A 26,091-nucleotide genomic window follows, 5' to 3' on the forward strand; every position below is an offset into this window, starting at 1 on the left:
ATGTAAATGATGTCATTTATTAATCCAATAATTCAATTTAAGATTGATTAATATCAAATAAATCAATGTGATTAGACAATAAGATTTAGAAAACTTTATTGTATGGACATTGTAACAAGGCAATTTAATCGTTTTAAATACCAACGATATAGGAATATCAATATCGAGAAAGAAAAGGGGGCCGTCTATGCAAAAAATGTTAGTTAGAAGTATTATGTTGTATTCTTTATTATGTGCTCAAGCATTCGCCGTAGAAATAAAAGATGTAACAACACATCCCAATGACTATTTTCTTACTGAAAATCAAGCGCCTGATAGTTTACAATTGTTACCACCACCTCCTTCATTTACCAGTGTTGAATTTTTAAGAGATAAAGCCATGTATGATTGGGGTAAATCGATGCGTCATACCGAACGAGGAAGACAAGCTTATATTGATGCTGACTCTAGCAAGGAAAATGTCACTCAGCAATTTTCAACGTCGTTTGGTTTTGATATATCTGCTATCAAAACACCCGAAATTTATAAATTGATTACGACAATGAAAGAAGATGCTGGTGATCTGGCTACTCGTTCGGCGAAAAATTATTACAATCGTATCCGACCATTTTCGTTTTTCAATGAGCCCACTTGCCGACCAGAAGACGAAAAAACGCTGTTTACTAATGGATCTTATCCCTCAGGACATACAACAATTGGTTTTGCTATATCGCTGGTGTTAGCTGAAATCAACCCACAACGTCAAAATGAAATTTTAAAACGAGGTCTTGAAGTGGGTGAAAGTCGTGTTATTTGTGGATACCATTGGCAAAGTGATATTGATGCGGCTAGAGTGATGGCGGCGAGTGTGGTGGCACAACTGCATGCTAATGCCCAGTTTAATCAACAACTGGCAAAAGCCAAAATGGAGTTTAACCGCTTACAAACCAATCAACAAAGTAAAAAGTAATAAAAGTTAACAACGGCTATGACTGGATTGTAAATCCAATGTTTATCAATTTAAGGCTGATATTGGCTGTTTCGTTAAACAACCAATATCCAGCTTAACAATCATAACGCTTTAAATGAGATATCCGGTAAAATCGCTTCACCTTGCCAATATAATTCACTGGCAAGTAGCCCGGCAATTCGACAATAATTTTCAGTAAATTCACTGTCTGGATGACTAATAACTGTTGGCGCTCCGGTATCAAGGTCTTGTCGCAACATTCTATGCAGCGGTATTTGCCCAAGTAATTGAGTTTGATATTTTTCGGCAAGCTGTGCCGCACCACCTTCACCAAAAATTGCCTCATGATGCCCACAATTTTCACAGATATGGTAGCTCATGTTTTCGATAATACCTAGCGTCGGGATATTAACCTTATTAAACATTGTGATGCCTTTTTTAGCGTCAATTAAGGCAATGTCTTGAGGCGTGGTAACAATCACCGCGGCAGTAACAGGAATACTTTGCGCGAGTGTTAATTGAATATCTCCTGTCCCTGGTGGCATATCAATCACTAAATAATCAAGTTCAGGCCAAAGTGTGTCTTGCAAAATTTGCAATAATGCTTTACTTGCCATTGGTCCTCGCCATACCATAGCTCCATCTGAATCGACTAAATAGCCAATCGAGTTACTGGCTAATTCATAGGCCATAATTGGTGTCATATGTTTATTGTCGGGAGTAAGTGGTTGTTGTTTTTCGGTTCCTAACATGGTAGGTATAGACGGGCCATAAATATCGGCGTCTAAAATACCAACTTTGGCGCCTTGTTTTTGCAGTGCAAGCGCAAGGTTAATCGCGGTTGATGATTTACCGACTCCTCCTTTACCAGAGCTAATGGCGATGATGTTTTTAATGTTTTTTATCGCTTGTTGATGATTTGCTCGTTTTAGGGTGGCAATATTGAAATCAATTTGCCAATTCACTTGTTTTATACCGTCAAGTTCGAGTAATTGAGGTGTAATGGTTTTTTTCAGCTCTTCAAAAGTGATTTGCCATGCAAAGGGCATCGTTAAATGAATATGCAAAGTTTGATTTTCCATTTCACACTTTTTAACTGCACCTAATTTGATTAAATTTTTTCGCAAAGTAGGATGAGCAAAATTTTCAAGAATCTTTTTGGGTTCCATGGTGATTAGCCTTCATTTTTATCTACGGTTTTATCTGCTTTTATGCTGATTTGTATAATTATCATGCTTATTTAAGTAAAATATTGAGAACAGCCAAATTATTTTATGCTTTCCAAAATATCGTGAGTCATTAGTTTGCTGATTTTTCTGAATCTGGAAAGAATTTTTATTAAATTATGGCATAAATCTAGCGATAATCCCATGTTTGATGTACTATTCCCGACATTATGTAATAAAAGGTATTAAATTGACATGACAACAAAACGCAAAATATTAGTGACTTGTGCACTTCCTTATGCAAATGGTTCAATTCACTTAGGACATATGCTAGAACATATTCAGGCTGATGTATGGGTACGCTATCAACGAATGCGTGGCAATGAGATTTACTTTATTTGTGCAGATGATGCGCATGGTACGCCAATCATGCTTAAAGCCCAACAACTAGGGATGACGCCTGAACAGATGATTGCAGAAGTTAAAACTGAGCATCAACGTGATTTTGCTGGATTTAACATCAGTTATGACAATTACCATTCAACGCATAGTCCAGAAAATCGTGAGATATCTGAACAGATTTATAAAAAGCTAAAAGCCAATGGTTATATCAAAACAAAAGTAATATCACAATTATTTGACCCAGAAAAACAGATGTTTTTACCTGATCGGTTTGTGAAAGGCACGTGTCCACGTTGTAAAGCCCCAGATCAATATGGTGATAACTGTGAAGTTTGTGGTGCAACTTATAATCCAATTGATCTCATTAATCCTCAATCGGTTATTTCTGGCGCAACCCCAATAATGAAAGACTCAGAGCATTTCTTTTTTGATTTGCCCGCTTTTTCAGAAATGTTACAGGCATGGATCCGATCGGGCACATTGCAAGATCAAGTTGCGAATAAAATGCAAGAGTGGTTTGAAGCAGGATTACAACCTTGGGATATTAGCCGTGATGCTCCTTATTTTGGTTTTGAAATTCCGGATGCACCCGGTAAATATTTTTATGTTTGGTTAGATGCGCCAATAGGTTATATGGGATCTTTCCTTAATTACTGTAATAAAAATAATAAAGCGATATTTGATGAGTTTTGGAATAAAAACTCAACGACTGAACTTTATCATTTTATCGGTAAAGATATTGTCTACTTCCATAGTCTATTTTGGCCAGCAATGTTAGACGGTAGTGAACATCGTAAACCTTCCAATATTTTTGTTCATGGCTATGTCACGGTTGATGGTGCAAAAATGTCAAAATCACGTGGAACTTTCATTCAGGCAAGTACTTACTTAAAACATTTAGATCCAGACTGCTTGCGTTACTATTATGCAGCGAAATTGTCGCCACATATTGATGATATCGATTTAAATTTGGAAGATTTTGTCCAACGTGTTAATAGTGATTTAGTCAATAAAGTTGTTAATATTGCTTCCCGTTCGGCAGGCTTTATCAGCAAACGTTTTGACGGTAAATTGTCTGATAATCTTGCTGAGCCAGAACTTTATGCTTTGTTCATTGAAAAATCAAAAGTAATTGCTGATTATTTTGAACAACGTGAATCCGGTAAAGCAATACGTGAAATTATGGCACTGGCTGACGAAGCAAATCGTTATATAGATGAAAAAGCGCCGTGGGTTGTAGCAAAACAAGAAGGGCAAGATCAAGCATTACAAGATATTTGTTCAATGGGTATTCATCTATTCCGTATTTTAATGACCTATTTAAAACCTATTGTGCCAGCATTAGCGGAACGCACTGAAGCATTTTTAAGTAGCCAATTGACGTGGGATTCGATTAATCAACCTTTGACCGGACACAATATTAACAAATTTAAAGCCCTATTTAACCGTATAGATATGGATAAAATTACTGCTATGATTGACGAAACAAAACAACAAGCTGCATTAGCGACGCCAGCTAAAGAAAAAGTCGCTGAACCGATTGCTGACACGATCAATTTTGATGATTTTGCAAAAGTGGATATGCGTGTTGCATTAATTAAAAATGCATGTGTTGTTGAAGGATCAGACAAATTATTGCAACTTACACTTGATATAGGAGACGAAACTCGTAATGTCTTTTCAGGCATTAAAGAGTTTTATCCTGATCCTCAAGTTTTAGTGGGCAGATTAACGATTATGATCGCTAACTTAGCGCCTCGTAAAATGCGTTTTGGTATCTCTGAAGGCATGGTACTTTGTGCAAGTGGTAAAGATGATAGTGAAGGCGTTTACTTATTGTCACCTGATAGTGGAGCAAAACCGGGTATGCGAATTTCGTAATTAATTGTTTTCTTTTTTTACATCTTAACAAGTTAAAACGCTTGTTAAGATGTTTAATTTTTTTAACGTGTTTTGTTGTAAAAGTTTTAAGACTTTTGATTTTCAGCCGCATTGCCAGAATAAGGTAAAATGCTATCTTTTAATGTAAATGAAAAATCTTTTGTGCTAATTTCTCCGATGATGTTGTCGCTATCATATAGCGCCATTAAAAAACCAGCCATTTGCTCTGCTGTGTGATATTGGCTGAAACTTTTATTATAGTCATATTCATTGACATTATTCGCTTTTTGACCGAATTCAGTTTGGGTTGCCGCAGGGGCTAAGACTTTAGCCGTTAATTTCGCTTTTGCTTGTCTTAATTCTTGCGCTAAACCTTCAGTAAAAGCATTAACATAGAATTTAGTCGCACAATAAGTGACAGCATTGGGTACAATTGTGTATCCACCTCGTGAAGAGATATTAATTATTTGTGTGCCAGATTGATGGTGATATTTATGCACATACAGCGTTGATAGAATTGTTAAGGCTTCGATATTTAAATGTAGCATAGATTGTATTTTATCTAAATCTTGATCTTTAACACTTCCGTAATGCCCAAAACCTGCATTATTTATCCATGTTTCAATATAATAGCTATCTAATTGTTTGAAGAGTGAAAAAACATTATCGGCTTGCGACAAATCACAAATTTTAATGATGACTTCCAAATTTGGATTTAATTCGGCAATTTTTTGTTTCAATGTTTCTAGTTGTGATTCTCTTCTTGCTATCAATATAAGGTTTTTATTTCGTTTAGCAAATTCAATTGCAGTGGCATAACCAATGCCTGAACTTGCGCCGGTAATTGCAGTGTATTTTTTAACATGATTGTTCATTTTTTTTCCTTTTAATTTCTTAATAAAGTAATTGTTATGTCGGTTTTTCCATAGACTATGGAGTAATTTTCTGTTTATTGGATTTCTATGCTTTAACTAATTGATTTTGAATAAAACACAGTTTATGTTGGTTAAGTTCACGCCAATCACCAACTTCAGGATATAAAGCTAGTTTTGATAGAACCAAATACCCTTTGCGCAAATTATTAAAATATAAAGGTGTTTACTTTTTACGTCATTATTTAGGATAACAAGCGATCTTCAATTTGTTGTATTATTCAGTTTTGAATCTATAACGTTATCTTCAATAGAAGTTTAATTGACAATACCTGTTTATCTCGTAGTAAATTTTATGTTTTCACACCCAAGATGATTTTGTTTTATTATCTTTATAAAATAAGGGATAATAAATATTATAAAAATTGATTTATTAACAACTAGGAGTTGATAATTTGGATCTATTAAAGTGTATGGAAGCATTTGTATTGACGGTGAAAACAGGATCGTTTGTGTCTACGTCAGTATCATTGAATACTTCACCTCAGATGGTGACTAAATACATTGCTTTTTTAGAAAAACACTTAGGATTAAAATTACTTAATCGAACAACACGCTCGCAACATCTTACCGTGTTTGGCAAACAGTATTATCAACGGTGTTTGTTAATTCTTGCAGAAATAAAAGAGACGAAGATATTAGCCCAACAATTTATTGAAGAGCCAAAAGGTCGATTAAGGATTAGTGCACCTGTCAGTTATGGACACTATAATTTAATTCCGGTCATTAGCCGTTTTATGAAACGCTATCCTAAATTAAACATTGATATTCAATTAAGTGATCGCTATGTTGATATAGTAAAAGAGGATTATGATATTGTGTTTCGTATCGGTCAATTAAATGATTCCGGTCTGATCGGACGCAAACTTAAACCTTTTCAACTTATATTTGCTGCTTCGCCCAGTTATTTGATGCAAAATGGTGTACCAGCTGTTCCTGACGATTTAAAAAATCATCAGTGTTTAATTTATCAATATGTGAATCGAAATAAAAATGATTATGTTTGGCCATTTACGATGAATGGCAAAGCCGTCAATCTTTCTATTTCTGGTTCATTACAATCAAATGATACTTCAGCATTAGCGATTGCCGCTATTGAAGGTTTGGGGATAACGATGTTACCCGAACCGATGCTTAATGAGGCGATAAAACAAGATAAATTATTACCGATATTACAAAATTATTTACCTCCCGCTCGGGAAGTCCATATGCTTTATACTGCTGACAGACAACCGCTAGCTATAATGAAAATGTTTATTGAATTCGTGGTTGATACGATGTCATGAAAATCATCAAATGATGTTATGATCAGACTTGATTTAAGATAACTGCTATAAGGCAATAAAAAAAGGCGATAAAATCGCCTAAAGTCAAACAGTTATACTTAAAGATTATTGTATTGTTGCTAAGGTACTGACTTCATTACCAAGCATATTATTTAGATAGACTAAATCGTCTGCGGTTAATGTACCAACAGCATATTTAAGTTGTAGTAAATTTATTAGATAGTTATATTTAGCATCTGATAAATTTCGTTTAGAGCTATAAAGTTGAGTAGTTGCATTCAATACATCAACAATAGTTCGAGTTCCTACTTGATAACCTGAATTCGTCGCTTCTAATGAGCTTTCAGCTGAAACAACCGCTTGTTGATAAGCTTTAATCGCACTAATTGACGAAGAAATATTGTTATAAGAAGAACGGACTTGATTGATTACACTGCGATTAGTACTTTCAAGCTTTTCACTCGAACTAACGTAGTTGTGTTGAGCTTGCTCAACTTTAGATTGCGTAGCGCCACCTGAGAAGATAGGTAAATTTAAACTTAATCCAACATAATTATTACCCGAATAAGATTTTCCTCTATGACCCCCATTAGTTGCAAAATTATCCCCATATCTATCGGTTTTATTTAGATTTGTTGATGCATCTAAACTTGCTGTCGGTAGGTGTCCTGCTTGTGATAATTTGATTTGATCACGAGCTATTTCTTGGTTTAATTTCATTGTTAATAAATTAAGATTAGACACTTCAGATTGTTTTAACAACGAATTAATTGAAATTGGCGCTTCGGTTTTAAACATTTTGGTATTAATGGTTGCTAAATTTGAATAGAATCGACCACTGACCTGACGTAAGTTTTCGATAGCGTTATTCAAATCGTTCAATGCATTAACTTGTTGAGCAAGCGTAAGGTCATAATTTGCTTGCGCATTTTGCACATCGGTAATTGCTACCAAACCAACTTGATGTTGTTGTTTGGTTTGTTGTAATTGACGACCAATTGCTTTTTTCTGTGCATCGATAAAGTTTAATGCCTCAAGTGCTTTAAGTACATTAAAATACGCAACTGAGGTATTTAATATAAGCGTTTGTCCTTGATATTGATAAGCTATATCAGCAATACTAGCTTGCTTTTTAGTGATATCTAAAGCTTTCCAATTAGAATAATTAAAAATACTTTGTGATAAGCTTACTTGATAAAGGTTCCCACTTTTGGATTTTACACCACTGGTATCACGACGCCCATGAGTTACACCATAAGAAGCACTTAAACCAATTTGTGGTAATAAGCTTGCTCGTGATCCAGAAATTGCTGAATATGCCTTTTCTTTTTCAGCTAATGAACTGCTTAAATCAGGATTCGTTTCCTTAGCTTGTTCATAAACCTGAACCAAATTTTCGGCAAATACAGAGTGGCTTAGCGCTAAGCCGATTAGAAAGGTTAAAGTTTTTTTCATCAATTTTCTCTTTAAAACATTCAAATATAATAGTATTTTTAATTTGCATAATTTTAACAGATAAATAGGATATAGTAAGCATAGTTTGTTAACTATTCGCACTTTTTATTAAAATTAAGACTAAAATTGAGAGTTTCTATGAAAATTAATAATGATCCTGTTGTGTTTAACAAGAAAGATGTGTTTAATTTGACTAAACGTGTTTTGTATAAAGGCTTTTTTTCTTTAATTGAATACCGTTTTCAATACCGTAAATTTGACGGCACCAAAAGCGATGTCGTAACGCGAGAAATTCTGGAGCGGGGACATGCTGTCGTGTTATTAGCTTACGATGTTAAACTTGATAACGTAGTCATGATAGAACAGATTCGTATTGCTGCTATCGAAACTCAGGATAGTCCGTGGTTATTAGAACTTATTGCTGGCATGATGGATCATAAAAATGAATCTTATGAAGAGGTTGCAAGGCGAGAAGCGATGGAAGAGGCAGGTATAACAATTGGACGTTGTAAACCGATTGTAAGTTATTTGGCATCACCGGGGGGATTAACGGAAAAACTTCATATATTAGTTGGTGAAGTAGATTCCTCAACTGCTATGGGAATTCATGGATTGGCAGAAGAAAACGAAGATATCAAAGTGCATGTAATTAGCCGCAAGCAAGCTTATCAGTGGGTTCAAGAAGGCGTGATTAATAATGCGGCATCAATTATTGCGCTTCAATGGTTACAGCTCAACTATAAATCATTAAAAGATGAATGGATATAATCAATGGCAATGATCACATTTAAGTTTTTCTTTCATAAAAATGTGATCCATTTTACACTTTATAAATCTACTTGAATTTATAATAAAAAATATTTAGTCTAGCCAGCTTTGCTATCCTTTTTTTGGGGATTTGATTATCTCTAATCGTGTATTTTGATAAAATGTTGAGGTCAATTTTGGGGTCATTTTTAACGCTTCCAATCATAAATAGAAATTACAGTAATATTTTACATATTACCGATACACATCTTTTTGCTAATGACCAGAGTAAATTATTAGGTATTGATTCAAATGCTAGTTTTCGAACAGTGATAAGAGAAATAGAAAATAGAAAAAGCCCGTTTGACTTAATAGTGGCAACAGGTGATTTTGTTCAAGATGGATCTAAACAAGCTTATCGTCTTTTTGCCGAGCAAATACAAAAATTTAATTTACCTTGTGTTTGGTTAGCAGGCAACCATGACAATTATCATGATATGCATGAAATTTTTGCTGACTATCAACTCGCTGAAAATAAAATTGTTCTTCTAGGGGATAAATGGCTTTTAGTGTTGCTTAATAGTCAGGTTGTGGATCAAGCCTATGGTTTTTTACCCCAGTCAGAACTTGAATTTTTGCAATGCACATTAACAAGTCATGATGATCGTTATGCTTTTGTGTTTTTGCATCATCATGCTATTGAGTCAGGTTGTCACTGGTTAGATCAACACATATTAAAAAACAAACATGAATTAGAAGAAATTATTAAGCATCAACCCAATATAAAAGGCGTAGCTTGGGGACATATTCATCAAAGTCTGGAATATATTTGGCACGGCTGCAAAGCGTTTTCTACACCTTCCACTTGCGTACAATTTATGCCAAAATCTTATGATTTTAAATTATCCTATGAAGCACCAGGATGGCGAGAAATCAAGCTTTCAATAGATGGAACAATTCAATCCAAGGTTCATCGTATTGCTGACAATTGTTTTCAACCAGATATGTCACAAAATGGCTATTGAATTAGATCCGATTATAACATTAGTTTTAAAAAATTAATTTTTTATAGCAACGGTGCAAAAAAATAAAAAAGTCGTTCAATAACACGTTGCCAAATTGGGCGTTTTTTCCATTCATCGATATTTACGATATCTGAGTTAGATAAGTATTTATGTAAAAGCTGAGATAATGATTTAGCAAATTCAGCATCATCAATAACTGTAGTGATTTCAAAATTGAGCCATAAACTACGCATGTCTAAATTTACGGTACCCACTAAACTAAGTTGATTATCAATTAACACACTTTTGGTATGTAATAAATTATCATTAAATTGATAAAGTTTGACACCACCTTCTAGTAATTCAGAGAAAAATGCTCGACTAGCCCATTTGACCATAAGTGAATCATTTTTTTTCGGAACGATAATAATCACTTCAACACCTCGCTGAGCAGCTGTCACAACAGCGTGTAATATATCATCGCTAGGCACTAAATAAGGGGTAGTAAAAATAATTTGTTCTTGCGCTGAGTATATTGCGGTTAACAGCACTTGATGAATCATATTTTCAGTATAACCCGGCCCTGAAGCAATTAATTGCATTATGTGTTTTTTCTCTTCGGGCGGTTCGGCAAACTCAGTAATTTGCGGTAATGCTAAGTATTTCCCCGTTTCAAGCTCCCAATCACTTGCATAAATTGCACCCATTAACGTTGTCACTGGCCCATTCATTCTTACCATGATATCTACCCATTCGCCAATGTGTTTATTTTGTTTAAAATAGCGAGGATCCACGATATTCATACTGCCAGTATAAGAAATATAATTATCAATAATGGCAACTTTGCGATGTTGACGTAGGTCAAGACGTCGGAACATAAAACGTAACAGATTTACTTTTAAGGCTTCGATAATTGTAATGCCTGCGTCACGCATTCTTTTACTTGCTTTGGTTCTGATAAAATGGCGACTACCTGCGGAATCAACCATTAAACGACAGGTTACGCCTCGTTTGGTTGCGGCAATCAATGCATTCTCAACATCATCCGCTCTACCGCCTTCGTTCCAGATATAAAAAACCATTTCAATATTAGATGTTGCATGATTGATATCATCGATTAAACGATCGAATATCTCATCTGTTTCGCTAAGTAACTCTATATGGTTACCATTAATACCATCGAGGCCGGTTTGGTGCTTACAAAGTTGAAAAATCGGTTTACTGACTTGACTAACATTACGGGTAAAAATATCAGGAAAATCTTCAAGTCGATTAATAAATTTAGCAATTGTAGGACGCATTTGTTGCGCACGTTTTACACGTTGTTGACCTAAATGGGCTTCCCCTATGGCAAAGTAGAGTATGATTCCAACAATTGGTAAAATATAGATTATTAACATCCATGCAATAACGTAGGTTGTCGGCCTGCGTTTGAAAACAATACGCAATGAGGTTGCTACAATAAGCAACCAATAAGTTAGAAAGATCAACGAACTAATTAGAGTATGGAATGAGTATAATTGCATATTGCTCAACTATTGTTAAGATTTAATTTGCTAATCGGGTCTTTGTCGCAATCGAAGTTTTGAAATATTTCTGGTAAAGGTTTTGGATTATTATGCTTATCGACAGACACATAGGTAAATACCGCATCAGTAATACAAAAACGCTGTGTTGTATCATCAGTATCAATTAATTTTTTGATCCAAACTTCAATAGCAATTGTCATTGAGGTTCTTCCTGTTTTTATACAACGAGCATAGCAGCAAACTACATCGCCAACCATAGCGGGTTTATGAAAAGTAATGCTACTGGCATTAACAGTCACGACTCTGTTTTTAGCAATCTCTTTTGATAAAATACCACCTGCAAGATCCATTTGAGACATGATCCAACCACCAAATATGTGTCCATGTGGGTTGGTGTCTGAAGGCATAGCAAGCGTTCTGAGTACTAGTTGTCCCTTGGGATTGTCAGTTGTTTGTTTCATCACTAAAATTACTCCTACCTATGCTATTTATTTACTTTCTAAATCTTTATTAATATTTTTATAGATATAAATACCAGAAATTAAGGATAATAACAATGATGCAATGGGTAAAATAAAAACCTTAAATTTCCAAAAAAAGTTATCAGACATATAATAAGTTGCAATCAAACTGAACGTTCCGCAAAGTATAAAAAAGACTATCCATATTAAATTCAGTTTATTCCAAATAATGTCATCTAATTGTAACTCTTTGCCTAACATTTTTTGAATTAAGTTTTTCTTAAATATAGATTGACTGATTAATAGAACAGATGCAAATAAAAAATTAATAATTGTTACTTTCCATTTTATGAATATCGCTTCTTTTGTGGCGAGCGTAATACCACCAAAAATCATCACCATCAAAAAGGAAATTAATTCTACTTTATCAATTTTTTTGTATAAAATCATTCCAATAACAAGTGATACACATGATGCAATCATTAATGCTTGAACACCAACAAAAATATCATACATTGTCAAAAAGACAAAAAAGACAACAAGTGGGACAAAGTTTAAAAGCTGTTTCATTATAATTACTAACCTAACAGAAGAATTACGATAATTTGAAAAGTAAAAAAAGCCTATAAAATAGGCTCATTTTTTGGTATGAAGTTCTGGGTGTTTTTTGCAATTACCGGAATCACAATGACCATAAAGATACAAACTATGGAAAGTTAATTTTACGCCATATTGTTCTGCAATTTCTTTTTGTCGGGTATTAATAATTTCATCACGAAATTCAAATACTTCACCACAATCTAAACAAATTAGATGATCATGATGTTGTTGTGTTGCAAGTTCAAATACGGCTTTACCACCCTCAAAATTGTGTCGGGTTACGATACCTGCGTCATCAAATTGGTTTAAAACTCGATAAACTGTTGCAAGTCCAATTTCTTCTCCCATATCAAGAAGTTTTTTATAGAGATCTTCTACAGTAATATGTTGGCATGAAGGATCACGTAGTAACTCTAAAATTTTTAAACGAGGTAATGTAACTTTTAAACCAGCACTTTTCAGCGCTGCATTATTATCTCTATCATGATTTGTCATATTACATCCCAATATAGTTGATATAAATTAATGATTATAAAATATGATGAACGAAAAATACATTAAATCATTAAAATAGATTAAATATTCATTTCTGTTTTTACTTGTTCAACCCAAGTAGAAATGCGTTCTTCTGTTAATTCTGGTTGACGATCTTCGTCAATTGCCAAACCAACAAAATGTGTATCATCAACTAAACCTTTAGATGCTTCAAAGATATAACCTTCAGTTGGCCAATGCCCAACAATTTTGGCGCCTTTCGGTTCGATAATATCGCGTATTGTTCCCATTGCACTGCAGAAGAATTCTGAATAGTCTTCTTGATCTCCGCAGCCAAAAATAGCAACAGTTTTTCCGTTAAAATCGATTTGCTCTAAATTAGGAAAGAAGTCTTCCCAATCTGCTTGTGGATCACCATAATACCAAGTTGGAATACCGAAAATAAGGTAAGCATATTGTTCGATATGCTCTTTGGTGGCTTCTCGAATATCTAAAAGATCGGCTTTATCGTTACCCAAAATGAGTTGGATTTGTTTGGCAACATTTTCTGTATTGCCTGTATCACTTCCAAAAAAAATACCAACTTGTTTCATTTTTTTACCTTTACAATTATTACGATATTAATTTAGCTAATGAGTATATCATTGTCACTTATTATCAGCAATAATTCTCAATTACAATACCTATAAGATATTATTTACTACACAATTGATTAATCTTGGATTAGAATTGAGGCTATTTTTAATATTAACTTAAGTTGTGGAATTTGTTTATGAACTTGCATGAATATCAATCCAAATATCTTTTCAAGCAATACAACTTACCCGTACCAGAAGGGTTTGTATGTAACTCAATGGATGAAGTACAAGATACTTTAGCTGAATTAGCATCTAAGTCTGATTCAGGTGCTTGGGTTGCTAAATGTCAAGTTCATGCAGGGGGCAGAGGAAAGGCTGGTGGTGTAATTTGTACTAATGATCTTAATCAAATTAAACTTTTTGCTGAAAAATGGCTAGGTCAGCATCTTGTCACTTATCAAACCACATCAGAAGGTCAACTTGTTAATCAAATCTTAATTGAAAAAGCTTCCAATATACAGAAAGAACTTTATTTAGGGGCAGTAATAGATCGTAGTATTCAACGTGTGGTCATCATGGCTTCAACTGAAGGCGGCGTTGATATTGAAAGTGTCGCTGAAAAATCACCACATTTAATACATAAAATTGCACTTGATCCTTTAACCGGTCCTTGTGCTTTTCAAGGTAGAGAACTTGCCTTTAAATTAGGGTTAACGGGTAAACTTATTAACCAATTTGCCAAACTATTTGTTAATTTTGCGCAGTTTTTCTTAAAAAATGATGTGTCATTAGCAGAAGTCAATCCTTTGGTTATTACCGATGCCGATGAATTCGTTTGCTTAGATGCTAAAGCCGTTTTAGATGATAACGCAATGTTTAGACACCCTGACTTAACTATTTTAAGAGATACCACACAAGAAGATAAACGTGAATCTATTGCCGCCAAACAAGGGATTAGTTATGTTTCGTTAGATGGCAATATCGGTTGTATGGTTAATGGGGCAGGTTTGGCAATGGCAACCATGGATATGATCAAACTTTATGGTGGAAAACCGGCCAATTTTCTCGATGTAGGCGGCGGTACAACCAAAGAGCGAGTCGCTGAAGCGTTCAAATTGATTTTATCAGATAAAAATGTCAAAGCGATATTGGTCAATATTTTTGGAGGTATTGTTCGATGTGATCTAATTGCCGATGGTATTATCAGCGCTATTAAAGAAATTGAGCTAACTGTTCCTGTTGTTGTTCGTCTTGAAGGTAATAATGCTCTGCTTGCCAGAGAAATTTTAATTGAAAGCCAATTAAATGTTACTACAGCCGAAAGTTTGACTGATGCTGCACAAAAAATTGTTGCGGTCGCATAATAATAGGAAGAGTGAGGAACAATAATTATGTCAATTTTAATCAATAACGCAACGAAAGTCATTTGTCAGGGATTTACGGGTAGCCAAGGTACCTTTCATTCACAACAAGCGATTGAATATGGAACTCAATTGGTTGGTGGGGTTACACCCGGTAAAGGGGGAACAACTCATCTCGGATTGCCGGTTTTTAATACTGTCAAAGAAGCTGTTGAAGCGACGGGGGCAACGGCAAGTGTGATTTATGTTCCTGCGGCATTTGGCAAAGATTCGATACTCGAAGCAATTGAAGCAGGTATTAAATTAATTGTTTGTATCACTGAAGGTATTCCTACTTTGGATATGCTTATTGTCAAAGAAAAGCTAAAACAGAGTGATACAATTATGATTGGTCCTAATTGTCCGGGTATTATTGTGCCTGATGAATGTAAAATTGGCATTATGCCTGCGCATATTCATCTAGCTGGTGATATCGGTATTGTGTCTCGATCAGGGACTTTGACTTATGAAGCAGTCAAACAAACTACTGATATTGGACTAGGTCAATCTGTTTGTATTGGTATTGGTGGTGATCCCATTCCAGGCAGTGATTTTATTTCTATTTTAGCATTACTTGAGCAAGATCCGAAGACTAAAGCAATTGTGATGATTGGCGAAATTGGTGGTAGTGCGGAAGAAGAAGCTGCTGAATACATTAAAAAACATGTTAGCAAACCAGTTATAGCCTATATTGCCGGTATGTCGGCACCAGCCGGCAAACGCATGGGGCATGCAGGAGCAATTATCTCGGGTAATAAAGGCACTGCTGAAGAAAAGGTAAAAGCATTAACTGCTGCTGGTGTAGTTGTAGTTAGTAGTCTTGCTGAAATTGGTAATGCGGTAAAAAAAGCAGTTTAAACAGTGTTTTTTTTGACATTAATCAATTTTTATTCTTTAAATATTGATGTACAATATTGCGATATATCTTTATACACTTTGTGGGCATATTAAAGGAACAGGGAGCAATTATGTTAGATATAGTAGAACTATCGCGTCTCCAGTTTGCACTCACGGCAATGTATCATTTTATTTTTGTACCATTAACGCTAGGTTTAGCGTTTATGCTAGCAATTATGGAAACGGTATATGTTGTTAGTGGTAAGCAAGTCTGGAAAGATATGACTAAATTCTGGGGAAAACTGTTTGCTATTAACTTCGCTGTTGGTGTAGCAACAGGTTTAACAATGGAATTTCAGTTTGGTACTAACTGGTCTTATTATTCGCATTACGTCGGCGATATTTTTGGGGCACCATTGGCAATAGAAGGGTTAATGGCCTTTTTTCTAGAATCAACAATGGTAGGGTTATTCTTTTTTGGTTGGGATAGATTAAGTCGCGGTAAACATCTTCTTGTGACATGGTGCGTTGCATTCGGGTCGAATTTTTCTGCACTATGGATTCTCGTTGCTAACGGTTGGATGCAGTTCCCAATCGGTTCAGATTTCAATCCAATCAACTCTCGCATGGAAATGGCAAGTTTTTATGATCTGATCACCAACTCTGTTGCACAATACAAATTTGTGCACACTGTCGCGGCGGGTTATCTAACAGGTGCGATTTTTGTCTTAAGTATCAGTTCTTATTACTTACTTAAAAAACGTGATAGCGAATTTGCTAAACGCTCTTTTGCCGTGGCAGCTATGTTTGGTTTCATTGTATCTATTGTTGTCGCGATTATGGGGGATGAAGCCGGTCACGAAATGACAACCGTTCAGCCAGCTAAACTTGCTGCTATTGAAGCCGAATGGGAAACTCAACCCGCCCCTGCATCATTTAATGTTATTGCTTTTCCTTCTCAAAAAGATAAAGAAAATTTATTTGCGATTGAAATACCTTATGCAATGGGCATTATGACAACACGTTCATTGGATAAGCAAGTAACAGGGTTAAAAGACATTTTAGCCACTAACGAAATGCGAATTCGTAACGGTATTTTAGCTTATACAAATCTTGAAAAAATCCAACAAGGAAATCAAGATCCCGAGGTGCTTAAATTGTTTGAAAATAACAAAGCTGATTTAGGTTATGGTTATTTAGTCAAACGTTTTACTGATCGAGATAATTTAACGATTCCGGAAGCGACGGAAGCGCACATTAAAGCTGCCACAGAAGATTCTATTCCTGCTGTTTGGCCACTATTCTGGTCATTTAGAATCATGGTTGGTCTTGGTGTATTAATGATCTTAGGAACTGGTCTTGCATTATGGACTACTTATAAAAATAAAATTGGTGAAAAACGTTGGCTTCACCGTTTATTATTAGTGTTCTTACCTTTTCCATGGATAGCATGTGAATGTGGTTGGTTTGTTGCTGAATACGGTCGACAACCATGGGCAATTCAAGATATTTTACCAACAGGTGTGGCTAATTCGTCGTTAACTCCAGGTGAAGTATTATTTACTATGATACTAATTTGTGGACTTTATACTCTGTTCTTAGTTGCTGAAATGTTCTTAATGTTTAAATTTGCACGTCTTGGACCAAGTTCTTTGGGGACAGGCAAATATCATTACGAAAAAACGCAACCAACTACAGAATAGGACAAAGGGAGTAAACACAATGATTGATTACGAAATTCTACGAGCTATTTGGTGGTTGCTAATTAGTGTTATCTTGATTGGTTTTGTTATCACTGATGGTTTTGATATGGGGGTTGGTATTTTACTCCCTTTCATAGGTAAAACAGATACTGAACGCCGAATTATGATAAATGCTATTGCGCCTCATTGGGATGGTAATCAGGTTTGGCTAATTACGGCTGGAGCTGGGATTTTTGCTGCATGGCCATTTGCTTATGCTGTGTCGTTTTCGGGCTTTTACATCGCAATGATTTTGGTTCTATGTGCATTATTTTTTAGACCAATAGGCTTTGATTATCGCAGTAAACTTGAAAATTCAAAATGGCGTGGTTTATGGGATATTGCAATCTTTATTGGTAGCTTTGTTCCTGCTCTTGTTTTTGGGGTGGCTTTTGGTAATTTATTAGAAGGCGTTCCATTTAGATTTGATAATTCTTATCGTGTCTTCTATGATGGAAACTTCTTTGGTTTGCTTAATCCGTTTGCTTTATTAACCGGTGTGGTGAGTTTGATGTTGTTTGTTGCTCATGGCGGCACTTGGTTGCAAATGAAGACCTCTGGTGAATTATATTTAAGAGCCCGAAAAGCAACTCAAATATCTTGCTTAATTTTAGTCATTACATTTATTTTAGCGGGTATTTGGGTCATGTTTGGTATGCATGGTTATGAAGTGGTCAGCACGATAGATCATAGTGTCACGTCACAGCCATTAAATAAAGTGGTATCCACCGAATCAACATGGCTTAGAAATTATATGAATTATCCAATTTTATGGATTGTTCCTGTACTCGGTGTTGTTTTACCTTTACTCAACATTGTTTGTTCTGGGTTAAATAAAAATGCTTTATCATTTATTTTATCGACGTTAACTATTGCGTGTGTGTTATTAACTTATGGCATAGCAACGTTCCCATTCATTATACCATCAAGCATTATGCCTAATGCGAGTTTAACAATGTGGGATTCAACATCAAGCCAGTTAACACTTAATATTATGTTCTTTGTAGTAGTGATATTTTTACCCATTATCCTTTTCTATACTACTTGGTCATATATTAAAATGTTCGGACGACTTGATAAAAATCATATCGAAAATAACAAACATTCACTTTATTAAGGTATAATTATGTATTACTTTTTATGGTTTATCGGTCTTATTGCAGCTTGTATGCTTGCCGTTGTTACAGGACTTTGGGTTGAACAAACAAACAGCGAAAAAGAATCCAAAAATAACAATTAATAAGCATCTCTATATTTTTAAAGGTGACAATCGTCACCTTTTTCATTCATCGTTAATTTAAATCATTAATATGTTACAAATGATAATTGTTTTCATTTGAGTAATTCTATATCATAGTGCAGCATATTTAAGATTTAGATATAATAAAACATATTGCTTTTAAAATATGTAAATACAAATATGAAAGAATTTAATTGGAGTGCCAGAGTTTATTATGAAGATACTGATGCTGGTGGTGTCGTATATCATGCCAGGTATCTTGCTTTTTATGAGCGAGCGAGAACAGAATTGCTAAGACAACTTGGAATCAGTCAACATAAGCTATTACAAGAAAGTATTGCTTTTGTTGTTAAAAAGATGGATATTAGCTATCACTTCCCCGCTCGTTTGGATGACCTGTTAACTATTAATAGTAAAGTTGATCAAATTCGCAAGGCATCTATAATTTTTAAGCAAACTATTATTAATGAGAACAATCAAGTGATTAGCAGTGCTGATGTTATTATTGCTTGTGTTGATATCACTAAAATGAAGCCATGTGGGCTTCCAAAGTCACTAGTTTTGGAGTTTATATAAGTGGAAAATCTGAATATTGTTAATCTGTTCTTACAAGCAGGTCTTTTAGTGCAATGTGTTATGTTGTTATTATTGATGTTTTCAATTATGTCATGGGCGATTATTTTTCAGAGAACTAAGGTTTTAAGGCAAGCCAAAAAGCAAATTGAACAATTTGATAATCGTTTTTGGGCAGCTGACGAGTTGAATGTTTTATTTGAGAAAGCAAAATCCAACAAAGATGAAATTACAGGTACAGAACATATTTTTTATTCAGGTTTTAAAGAATTTACCCGTTTATATCAAATCAATCCAAATATGCCAGAGGCCGCTTTAGACGGTGCATCTCGTTCTATGCGCCTTGCTATGAATCGAGAACTTGATAATCTTGAACAGCATATTCCTTTCTTAGGTACGGTAGGTTCTATTAGTCCTTATATTGGGTTATTTGGGACCGTTTGGGGAATCATGCATGCTTTCATTTCTCTTGGCGCAGCTAAACAAGCGACATTAAAACTTGTTGCGCCAGGTATAGCTGAAGCTTTAATTGCAACAGCAATTGGTTTATTTGCTGCAATTCCAGCGGTTATGGCATTTAATCGTTTATCGTTGAAAGTCAGCCGTATTGAGCAAAGTTATCTCAACTTTATTGATGAATTTTCAGCTATTTTACAGCGTCAAGCTGTGGCTGTCAGGAAATAAACTATGCGTAGAAGTTCACGTTTTTCAACTAAATCAGAGATTAACATTGTACCATTGCTTGATGTACTGTTAGTATTGGTACTTATTTTTATGGCAACAGCCCCCATTATTAGCCAAAGCGTTGAAGTCGATCTGCCTGAATCAACCGAATCTAAGACGGTTTCAGCTTCTGAAAATAAAACCATAATATTAGAAGTGGCAGATGTCGGGGTTTATACACTCAGAATCGATAGTGTGCCACAAGAAAGCTTACAGCAAGAACAGATCATTGCTGAAGTTAAGCAGTTATTAGCATTGAATGAAAAGGCTGTATTTTTAGTCGGTGGAGCTAAAAATGTACCTTATGAAGAAATTATAAAAGCTTTAAACTTATTACAATCTGCAGGTGTTAAATCTGTTGGTTTAATGACACAACCAATGTAAACTAGAATAAAACACATTAAAATGTCAGCAATGTCTAAAAAATCAAATTCAAAATTCAGTTTAGCCATAATTTTATCAATCCTGTTTCATGTGTTATTGATAATTTTTTTATGTTATAAAGCTATACAAGATGATAGTGATAATTACGGTACGGTCAATGGTCAATCGATTGATGCAATTATGGTTGATCCATCTATTATATCTGAACAATATAAAAGGCAATCACAAAGTCAAAAAAATCAACAGCAATTAAGGCAACAGGTTGATGAGCAAATTACAAAACAGAATCAGTTGTTGCAGCAAAAGCAACTGGAACAGCAACAGTATTTAAAGGATTTAGAAAAAGAGCGTTTAAAACTTGCTGAAAAACTTAAACAAGAACAGCTTGAAGCTGAGAAAAAAGCAGCACAAGAAAAGCTAGAGGCTGAAAAGCGAGCCGCTGAGGAAAAAGCAGCACGAGAAAAGCAAGAAGCTGAAAAGCGAGCAGCTGAAGAAAAAGCAGCACGAGAAAAGTTAGAAGCAGAAAAAAGAGCTGCTGCAGAAAAAGCAGCACGAGAAAAGCAAGAAGCAGAAAAAAAAGCTGCTGAAGAAAAAGCGGCACGCGAAAAAAAAGAAGCTGCTAAACGAGCTGCGCAACAAAAGGCAGCAAATGATAAAGCTGTTAATGATCTATTAGGTGAACTTACGACAGGTGGATCAAGCGCACCAGCAACAAGAAAGGGTGTTTCTAACGGCGAATTAGATAAATATAAATTTTTAGTTAAAACCGCTATAAGTAATAAATTTATTAATCCAAATCGTCTTTATGTAGGTCAGCGTTGCCAATTACAAATTCAAATCGCACCGGATGGTCTATTATTAGATCATAAAGTGTTAAGTGGCGATGATGCATTATGCCGTGAAGCCGTTGCTGCTACATTGTTAGCCATAATTCCGGAACCTTCTCAAATACTTTATCCTGAAGTTAAAAAGATGATAATCAACTTTGAACCATAGTAAATATGGATTTTAATTGATTTTACAATGTGATGTGAATCTCGATTATCCATTCATTCAATAAATTGACAACATCTTTGTATAAAAGATGTTGAAAACCAATTTATCATCCCAATATATAACCTATTCATTCCAAATTAAGATATTTATGTAAGAGAAGGAGCAGAATATGACAACAATTGTCAGTGTCCGTCGAGAAGGGCAAGTTGTAATCGGTGGAGACGGTCAAGTCACACTAGGCGAACGTATTATTATGAAAGGAAATGCACGTAAAGTTCGTCGTCTTTATAATAACAAAGTGATTGCAGGTTTTGCTGGTGGTACTGCTGATGCTTTTACACTTTTTGAATTATTTGAGCGTAAATTAGAAATGCATCAAGGTCATTTGACGAAGGCCGCTGTTGAACTAGCTAAAGATTGGCGAACAGACAGAATGTTACGCAAATTAGAAGCTTTACTTGCTGTTGCTGATGAAAGTGCTTCACTAATTATTACTGGTACAGGGGATGTAATTCAACCAGAAGATGATTTAATTGCAATTGGTTCTGGTGGACCTTATGCTCAAGCTGCGGCAAGAGCTTTACTGGATAATACTTCTTTATCTGCACATGATATTGTACAAAAATCATTATCGATTGCCGGCGATATTTGTGTGTATACCAATAATTTCCAAACGATTGAAGAACTTAATTATTAATTTAACTGATTTAAGAGAATTATATTATGTCTGAAATGACTCCTCGCGAAATTGTAAGCGAACTAAACCAACATATTATTGGACAAGATAAAGCTAAACGTTCCGTTGCAATAGCGTTACGTAATCGTTGGCGTCGTATGCAACTAGATGAAGCACTCCGTCACGAAGTCACCCCAAAAAATATATTAATGATTGGTCCAACTGGTGTTGGTAAAACAGAAATTGCAAGGCGCTTAGCGAAATTAGCTCATGCACCTTTTATCAAAGTTGAAGCGACGAAATTTACTGAAGTAGGTTACGTTGGTAAGGAAGTCGATTCCATTATTCGTGATTTGACGGATTCAGCGGTAAAAATGATTCGACAAGAAGCGATGGAAAGAAATCGTAATCGTGCTGAAGAACTAGCTGAAGAACGGATTTTAGATGTACTTGTCCCACCGGCTAAAGATGGCTGGGGACAAGTTGAAAACAATAATGATTCTACAGCAAGACAAGCATTTCGAAAAAAATTACGTGAAGGTACGCTTGACGAAAAAGAGATAGAGATTGAAGTTGCTGGCGTTAATATTGGTGTCGAAATTATGGCTCCTCCGGGTATGGAAGAGATGACTAATCAATTACAATCAATGTTTCAAAATCTAGGTGGACAAAAAACCAAACCACGTAAGATGAAAATTAAAGATGCATTTAAACAGTTGATTGAAGAAGAAGCTGCTAAATTGGTTAACCCTGACGATCTTAAACATGAAGCTATCGAAGCGGTGGAACAAAATGGGATCGTATTTATTGATGAAATTGATAAAGTCTGTAAACGAGGTAATTCGTCAGGTCCTGATGTTTCACGTGAAGGTGTACAGCGTGATCTATTACCACTTGTTGAAGGATGTACTGTTTCTACTAAACATGGTGCAGTAAAAACCGACCATATTTTATTTATTGCTTCGGGGGCTTTCCAAACAGCTAATCCATCTGATTTAATACCTGAACTTCAAGGGCGTTTACCTATAAGGGTTGAATTACAGGCGTTAACAACTGAAGATTTTGAGCGAATTTTAACTGAGCCAAATGCCTCGCTTACAGTACAATACAAAGCATTAATGGCAACAGAAGGTGTCAATATCGAATTTACGCCTGATGGTATCCGTAAAATAGCTGAATCTGCTTGGCAGGTGAATGAACAAAATGAAAATATAGGCGCTCGTCGTTTGCATACTGTGTTAGAACGATTAATGGAAGAAGTTTCGTTTGATGCAAGTGAGTTAGGTGGTCAAACTATTACTATTGATGCTAAATATGTAGGCGATCACTTAGATAAACTGGTTGCTGATGAAGATTTAAGTAAATTTATTCTATAAATAAATGTTCTTTATCGAATAAAAAAAGGTGAGTTAATCTCACCTTTTTTATTAACATCATTGATCGTCACAACAATCAATTTAACGTGCAGATCAAGCACTATTTTTTAAATAACTGACCTAAGATATCCGCCGCTTTTTGCTTCGATTTTGATTTAGAATCATCTTTTGAATTTCGATTTTCGAGTTTTTCTCGAAGTTTATCTAATCCTTGTTGTAGTTTATCATTAAGAACATCTTTAAAGACTTGGCTAATATCAATTTGATAATGAAGTTTTGTAAATTCACCATAAATTCGTAGTGGAATCGTTAATTGTTGTAATTTGGCAATGGTTTCACTTTTTCCATTCCAACCACCTAGCATTTTGACATTTAAATTGATATCGAGGTCTTTTTGAACTAGTCCTACTCTTCCCGAACCATTTATAATATCTAATGTTTCTGAATTAGCGGTTAATGTCGTAACATCCAAATTACCATTATTTATATTACCATTAGCAGAAATTTGATGAAACTCGGTGAATTTTTGTTGATTTTCGGTTGTCAGCACATCTTTACTATACTTCGCTGCCGCATTTTGAATGATATTTTGAATATTAATATTATCCAATCTAGCATTAGCTATGTTGATAGCAACGTTTCCTCGTAAACTGGATAACAAGTTAGCCGTGGAAATGGTGCTTACTTCTAATTCTCCGTTTGCATTAAATACGCCTACTAAATCATTTGGTGTATTGATTTGATTAAAGAATTCATTTAAATCGATATTACTGATTTTACTGCTCAGTTTAATTAATGCATTCTTTTGTTTGCCGCTGGCAAAACCATTTGCCGTAATATGCCCTTTGGCAAAATCAAAATTCAGGTTATTAAACGTTGCAATACCATCATTATTACTGATATCAGCATGAACATTATCAAGTGTTATTTGATTAGCAACGATTTGCCTAATATTTAACTTAGCTTTCGCATTGAAACTATTTAGGAAATCAAGTTCATTATTAGTTTTTTGAACTGTCGATACAACAGGTGTCGTTTGCTGTGATGGGCTACTTTCATTATCGCTAGGCTTCTCTTTGGCCGTAATAAACGGATCTAAATTTAATTTATCAGCATTGAGATCTAACGCTAAATAAGGCTTGTTAGCTAAATTGAGACTAACGTTGCCTGTAAATGTATTACCATTAACTGATAATAGAAGATCTTGCGTGTTCACGCTTTGCGGATTTTTTTGATAATGTAAAATAGTTTTCAAATTACCTTTTATTTCGCCACTAGGGATGCCGATACCTGTTAACGTATAATCAAATTTTTTCAGATCGATTGTCGCCTGTTCAGGGTATTGACTTAAATCAATATTGGCATTTGCAACATAAAATAAATCCTGTTGATTTTTATCAACATTTCCTATGAAATCAACATTGAGATTTTTATCCGCTTTTTGTTCAACCGTTAAGTTAATGTTCCTAAAATTGATTAGCGTATCTTTTTGTTGTAGTACTAAAGTGCTATCTGCAACTTCAAATTTGTTCAATGTGAATTGCCAACTTGATTTGCTTTGCTCTTCATTCTTTTGCTTATCTTCATCAGGTTTATGAGGTATATTGTTGGCGTTTTTTTTATGTGCCATTTCACCTTTGCTATCATCGGTAATATTGATGACAGCCGACTTAACAAAAACATTTTTTACTACCAACTTTTTCGAAAAAAGTGGTAGCAGTTCAACATCTAGTCGCATATTGTCTGCGGTCAAAATAGGTTTTTGCGCACCGGTATCATTCAGTTTTACCGAATCGGTTAATATACTGACTTGTGGCCAAATATGCCAACGTAAATCACCCTCAATAGTTAATTCATAACCTGTTTTATCTCTTACTTTATCAGAAATAAATCCTCGGAAATTATTAGGATCGACAAAAACAATCAGTGAAATGATCCCAATAGCTATAATCAGAATTAAAATAAAAAGAGTAACCAATATTTTTTTTATCATATTAGTGTTCCTATAGTAAGGTTATATGCTGATTTAGTCTTTATCAATACGACTGGCTACAGCGCCATGTTGGTCTTTATATTTTGCATCTTGTCGACGATTGTAAGGTCTCGCCGCTCGCCCTGTTAAAGTCTCAAAACTTAGGGCTCCGATAGTCATCCCAGGTCTAAGTGCTAATGGGATTTTTCCAGAATTAAAAAACTCTAAGACAATTTGTCCTTGCCAACCTGGATCAATACGGTGTGCAGTTACATGCACCATAAGACCAAGTCTGGCTAATGAAGAACGTCCATCAAGCCAGCCAACTAAATCATCAGGAATCGTCACAGATTCAAGTGTAACGGCTAATGCAAGTTCTCCTGGATGAAGGTAAAAAACATGACCTTCAGATAGTACTATTTCATCACTCATTACACGTTCTAATACTGCGGAAACTTCTTCTTTGGGTCCACTTAAATCGATATAGGGAGTTGTATGTTCTCGGAAAGTCCGAAATTGATTACCTAACCTGACATCAACTGTTGCGCCATTTATTGAACTTGGTGCTGGTTGAGGGGTTATTTTTAATTTACCGTTTTGTAAATATGCTTCAATATCTCGATCGCATAATCTCATGAGTTATCCTTAATTGAGCCTCTATCCTGCTATTTTAACAGTTTCTTGTTA

At 35.0% G+C, this 26,091-nt stretch carries 26 protein-coding genes; 16 read left to right on the plus strand and 10 right to left on the minus strand.

The genetic code is table 11. The annotated features are described in order from the left end of the window. Positions 1-187: 187 nt before the first annotated feature. Positions 188-949, plus strand: coding sequence for an acid phosphatase (locus tag J3U35_RS02820; protein ID WP_267359415.1), 762 nt, complete (start codon positions 188-190; stop codon positions 947-949). A 101-nt stretch (positions 950-1,050) separates the two neighbouring features. On the opposite strand, the gene apbC is transcribed toward J3U35_RS02820, so the two are convergent. After that, the gene (gene apbC, locus J3U35_RS02825; RefSeq protein WP_267359417.1) at positions 1,051-2,118 is read right to left on the minus strand and encodes an iron-sulfur cluster carrier protein ApbC; all 1,068 of its coding nucleotides are present in this window, start codon (positions 2,116-2,118) and stop codon (positions 1,051-1,053) included. Between the two features lie 252 nt (positions 2,119-2,370). Between apbC and metG the strand changes: the two genes are divergently transcribed. Further along, entirely contained in the window at positions 2,371-4,398 is a 2,028-nt protein-coding gene (gene metG / locus J3U35_RS02830; protein ID WP_267359419.1) for a methionine--tRNA ligase, read from the plus strand. An 86-nt stretch (positions 4,399-4,484) separates the two neighbouring features. Here the strand turns inward: metG and J3U35_RS02835 are convergent, their stop codons facing one another. Beyond that, the gene (locus tag J3U35_RS02835; RefSeq protein WP_267359421.1) at positions 4,485-5,273 is read right to left on the minus strand and encodes an SDR family NAD(P)-dependent oxidoreductase; all 789 of its coding nucleotides are present in this window, start codon (positions 5,271-5,273) and stop codon (positions 4,485-4,487) included. Between the two features lie 452 nt (positions 5,274-5,725). Between J3U35_RS02835 and J3U35_RS02840 the strand changes: the two genes are divergently transcribed. Beyond that, entirely contained in the window at positions 5,726-6,616 is an 891-nt protein-coding gene (locus J3U35_RS02840) for a LysR family transcriptional regulator (RefSeq protein WP_267359423.1), read from the plus strand. Positions 6,617-6,721: 105 nt separating this feature from the next. On the opposite strand, the gene tolC is transcribed toward J3U35_RS02840, so the two are convergent. Next, entirely contained in the window at positions 6,722-8,071 is a 1,350-nt protein-coding gene (gene tolC / locus J3U35_RS02845) for an outer membrane channel protein TolC (RefSeq protein ID WP_267349733.1), read from the minus strand. A 138-nt stretch (positions 8,072-8,209) separates the two neighbouring features. On the opposite strand from tolC, the gene nudF reads away from it, so the two are divergent. Next, positions 8,210-8,839 carry an ADP-ribose diphosphatase gene (nudF, locus tag J3U35_RS02850; RefSeq protein WP_267359425.1) on the plus strand — a complete coding sequence of 210 codons (630 nt, stop codon included), beginning with the start codon at positions 8,210-8,212 and terminating at the stop codon, positions 8,837-8,839. Positions 8,840-9,015: 176 nt separating this feature from the next. Continuing rightward, positions 9,016-9,843: a 3',5'-cyclic-AMP phosphodiesterase gene (cpdA, locus tag J3U35_RS02855; RefSeq protein WP_267359427.1), complete on the plus strand. Its 828-nt coding sequence runs from the start codon at positions 9,016-9,018 to the stop codon at positions 9,841-9,843. Between the two features lie 41 nt (positions 9,844-9,884). On the opposite strand, the gene cls is transcribed toward cpdA, so the two are convergent. The 5 genes from cls to fldA all read right to left on the minus strand — a co-directional run bounded on the left by cls (position 9,885) and on the right by fldA (position 13,500). After that, complete coding sequence (gene cls, locus J3U35_RS02860; protein ID WP_065558777.1) at positions 9,885-11,348, minus strand: cardiolipin synthase; 1,464 nt, start codon at positions 11,346-11,348, stop codon at positions 9,885-9,887. A gap of 5 nt (positions 11,349-11,353) precedes the next feature. Next, the gene (gene yciA / locus J3U35_RS02865; protein ID WP_267359429.1) at positions 11,354-11,812 is read right to left on the minus strand and encodes an acyl-CoA thioester hydrolase YciA; all 459 of its coding nucleotides are present in this window, start codon (positions 11,810-11,812) and stop codon (positions 11,354-11,356) included. A gap of 27 nt (positions 11,813-11,839) precedes the next feature. Then, on the minus strand, positions 11,840-12,382 hold the full coding sequence (locus J3U35_RS02870) for a septation protein A (RefSeq protein WP_267359431.1): 543 nt from the start codon (positions 12,380-12,382) through the stop codon (positions 11,840-11,842). 66 nt (positions 12,383-12,448) lie between these two features. Then, complete coding sequence (gene fur, locus J3U35_RS02875; RefSeq protein WP_065558774.1) at positions 12,449-12,907, minus strand: ferric iron uptake transcriptional regulator; 459 nt, start codon at positions 12,905-12,907, stop codon at positions 12,449-12,451. Positions 12,908-12,987: 80 nt separating this feature from the next. Continuing rightward, a complete protein-coding gene (fldA, locus tag J3U35_RS02880; RefSeq protein ID WP_267359433.1) occupies positions 12,988-13,500 on the minus strand; it encodes a flavodoxin FldA in 513 nt (170 codons plus the stop codon). Positions 13,501-13,679: 179 nt separating this feature from the next. Between fldA and sucC the strand changes: the two genes are divergently transcribed. The 11 genes from sucC to hslU all read left to right on the plus strand — a co-directional run bounded on the left by sucC (position 13,680) and on the right by hslU (position 23,432). Further along, on the plus strand, positions 13,680-14,849 hold the full coding sequence (gene sucC, locus J3U35_RS02885; protein WP_267359435.1) for an ADP-forming succinate--CoA ligase subunit beta: 1,170 nt from the start codon (positions 13,680-13,682) through the stop codon (positions 14,847-14,849). 27 nt (positions 14,850-14,876) lie between these two features. Beyond that, positions 14,877-15,743 carry a succinate--CoA ligase subunit alpha gene (gene sucD / locus J3U35_RS02890; protein ID WP_267349726.1) on the plus strand — a complete coding sequence of 289 codons (867 nt, stop codon included), beginning with the start codon at positions 14,877-14,879 and terminating at the stop codon, positions 15,741-15,743. Between the two features lie 110 nt (positions 15,744-15,853). Next, positions 15,854-17,425 carry a cytochrome ubiquinol oxidase subunit I gene (locus J3U35_RS02895; protein ID WP_267359437.1) on the plus strand — a complete coding sequence of 524 codons (1,572 nt, stop codon included), beginning with the start codon at positions 15,854-15,856 and terminating at the stop codon, positions 17,423-17,425. A 19-nt stretch (positions 17,426-17,444) separates the two neighbouring features. Further along, positions 17,445-18,581 carry a cytochrome d ubiquinol oxidase subunit II gene (gene cydB, locus J3U35_RS02900; RefSeq protein ID WP_267349724.1) on the plus strand — a complete coding sequence of 379 codons (1,137 nt, stop codon included), beginning with the start codon at positions 17,445-17,447 and terminating at the stop codon, positions 18,579-18,581. 9 nt (positions 18,582-18,590) lie between these two features. Further along, on the plus strand, positions 18,591-18,704 hold the full coding sequence (gene cydX, locus J3U35_RS02905) for a cytochrome bd-I oxidase subunit CydX (protein ID WP_267359439.1): 114 nt from the start codon (positions 18,591-18,593) through the stop codon (positions 18,702-18,704). Positions 18,705-18,884: 180 nt separating this feature from the next. Continuing rightward, positions 18,885-19,280: a tol-pal system-associated acyl-CoA thioesterase gene (gene ybgC / locus J3U35_RS02910; RefSeq protein ID WP_267359440.1), complete on the plus strand. Its 396-nt coding sequence runs from the start codon at positions 18,885-18,887 to the stop codon at positions 19,278-19,280. Between the two features lie 9 nt (positions 19,281-19,289). Further along, entirely contained in the window at positions 19,290-19,961 is a 672-nt protein-coding gene (gene tolQ, locus J3U35_RS02915; RefSeq protein WP_218837365.1) for a protein TolQ, read from the plus strand. Positions 19,962-19,964: 3 nt separating this feature from the next. After that, entirely contained in the window at positions 19,965-20,384 is a 420-nt protein-coding gene (tolR, locus tag J3U35_RS02920) for a colicin uptake protein TolR (protein ID WP_267359442.1), read from the plus strand. Positions 20,385-20,414: 30 nt separating this feature from the next. Further along, a complete protein-coding gene (gene tolA / locus J3U35_RS02925) occupies positions 20,415-21,380 on the plus strand; it encodes a cell envelope integrity protein TolA (protein ID WP_267359444.1) in 966 nt (321 codons plus the stop codon). Between the two features lie 169 nt (positions 21,381-21,549). Continuing rightward, entirely contained in the window at positions 21,550-22,077 is a 528-nt protein-coding gene (hslV, locus tag J3U35_RS02930; protein ID WP_025316169.1) for an ATP-dependent protease subunit HslV, read from the plus strand. 26 nt (positions 22,078-22,103) lie between these two features. After that, positions 22,104-23,432: an HslU--HslV peptidase ATPase subunit gene (gene hslU, locus J3U35_RS02935; RefSeq protein ID WP_267349720.1), complete on the plus strand. Its 1,329-nt coding sequence runs from the start codon at positions 22,104-22,106 to the stop codon at positions 23,430-23,432. A 100-nt stretch (positions 23,433-23,532) separates the two neighbouring features. Here hslU and asmA read toward each other — a convergent pair whose 3' ends face one another. Next, the gene (gene asmA, locus J3U35_RS02940) at positions 23,533-25,425 is read right to left on the minus strand and encodes an outer membrane assembly protein AsmA (RefSeq protein ID WP_267359446.1); all 1,893 of its coding nucleotides are present in this window, start codon (positions 25,423-25,425) and stop codon (positions 23,533-23,535) included. Between the two features lie 33 nt (positions 25,426-25,458). Further along, positions 25,459-26,040: a dCTP deaminase gene (gene dcd, locus J3U35_RS02945; protein WP_065558762.1), complete on the minus strand. Its 582-nt coding sequence runs from the start codon at positions 26,038-26,040 to the stop codon at positions 25,459-25,461. Between the last annotated feature and the right edge of the window lie 51 nt (positions 26,041-26,091).

Origin of the sequence: Gilliamella sp. B2717 (genome assembly GCF_026536675.1) — a bacterium.
GTDB classification, from domain to species: Bacteria; Pseudomonadota; Gammaproteobacteria; order Enterobacterales; family Orbaceae; genus Gilliamella; species Gilliamella apicola_I.

What these genes read in the sequence shown, in the direction of transcription:
- ybgC (WP_267359440.1), top strand. Translation starts at nt 18,885, where the DNA reads ATGAAAGAATTTAATTGGAGTGCCAGAGTTTATTATGAAGATACTGAT.
- J3U35_RS02835 (WP_267359421.1), bottom strand. Translation starts at nt 5,273, where the DNA reads ATGAACAATCATGTTAAAAAATACACTGCAATTACCGGCGCAAGTTCA.
- asmA (WP_267359446.1), bottom strand. Translation starts at nt 25,425, where the DNA reads ATGATAAAAAAAATATTGGTTACTCTTTTTATTTTAATTCTGATTATA.
- yciA (WP_267359429.1), bottom strand. Translation starts at nt 11,812, where the DNA reads ATGAAACAAACAACTGACAATCCCAAGGGACAACTAGTACTCAGAACG.
- hslV (WP_025316169.1), top strand. Translation starts at nt 21,550, where the DNA reads ATGACAACAATTGTCAGTGTCCGTCGAGAAGGGCAAGTTGTAATCGGT.
- cydX (WP_267359439.1), top strand. Translation starts at nt 18,591, where the DNA reads ATGTATTACTTTTTATGGTTTATCGGTCTTATTGCAGCTTGTATGCTT.
- fldA (WP_267359433.1), bottom strand. Translation starts at nt 13,500, where the DNA reads ATGAAACAAGTTGGTATTTTTTTTGGAAGTGATACAGGCAATACAGAA.
- nudF (WP_267359425.1), top strand. Translation starts at nt 8,210, where the DNA reads ATGAAAATTAATAATGATCCTGTTGTGTTTAACAAGAAAGATGTGTTT.
- hslU (WP_267349720.1), top strand. Translation starts at nt 22,104, where the DNA reads ATGTCTGAAATGACTCCTCGCGAAATTGTAAGCGAACTAAACCAACAT.
- dcd (WP_065558762.1), bottom strand. Translation starts at nt 26,040, where the DNA reads ATGAGATTATGCGATCGAGATATTGAAGCATATTTACAAAACGGTAAA.
- metG (WP_267359419.1), top strand. Translation starts at nt 2,371, where the DNA reads ATGACAACAAAACGCAAAATATTAGTGACTTGTGCACTTCCTTATGCA.
- cls (WP_065558777.1), bottom strand. Translation starts at nt 11,348, where the DNA reads ATGCAATTATACTCATTCCATACTCTAATTAGTTCGTTGATCTTTCTA.
- tolA (WP_267359444.1), top strand. Translation starts at nt 20,415, where the DNA reads ATGTCTAAAAAATCAAATTCAAAATTCAGTTTAGCCATAATTTTATCA.
- J3U35_RS02820 (WP_267359415.1), top strand. Translation starts at nt 188, where the DNA reads ATGCAAAAAATGTTAGTTAGAAGTATTATGTTGTATTCTTTATTATGT.
- sucD (WP_267349726.1), top strand. Translation starts at nt 14,877, where the DNA reads ATGTCAATTTTAATCAATAACGCAACGAAAGTCATTTGTCAGGGATTT.
- J3U35_RS02895 (WP_267359437.1), top strand. Translation starts at nt 15,854, where the DNA reads ATGTTAGATATAGTAGAACTATCGCGTCTCCAGTTTGCACTCACGGCA.
- cydB (WP_267349724.1), top strand. Translation starts at nt 17,445, where the DNA reads ATGATTGATTACGAAATTCTACGAGCTATTTGGTGGTTGCTAATTAGT.
- tolC (WP_267349733.1), bottom strand. Translation starts at nt 8,071, where the DNA reads ATGAAAAAAACTTTAACCTTTCTAATCGGCTTAGCGCTAAGCCACTCT.
- apbC (WP_267359417.1), bottom strand. Translation starts at nt 2,118, where the DNA reads ATGGAACCCAAAAAGATTCTTGAAAATTTTGCTCATCCTACTTTGCGA.
- fur (WP_065558774.1), bottom strand. Translation starts at nt 12,907, where the DNA reads ATGACAAATCATGATAGAGATAATAATGCAGCGCTGAAAAGTGCTGGT.
- sucC (WP_267359435.1), top strand. Translation starts at nt 13,680, where the DNA reads ATGAACTTGCATGAATATCAATCCAAATATCTTTTCAAGCAATACAAC.
- tolR (WP_267359442.1), top strand. Translation starts at nt 19,965, where the DNA reads ATGCGTAGAAGTTCACGTTTTTCAACTAAATCAGAGATTAACATTGTA.
- J3U35_RS02870 (WP_267359431.1), bottom strand. Translation starts at nt 12,382, where the DNA reads ATGAAACAGCTTTTAAACTTTGTCCCACTTGTTGTCTTTTTTGTCTTT.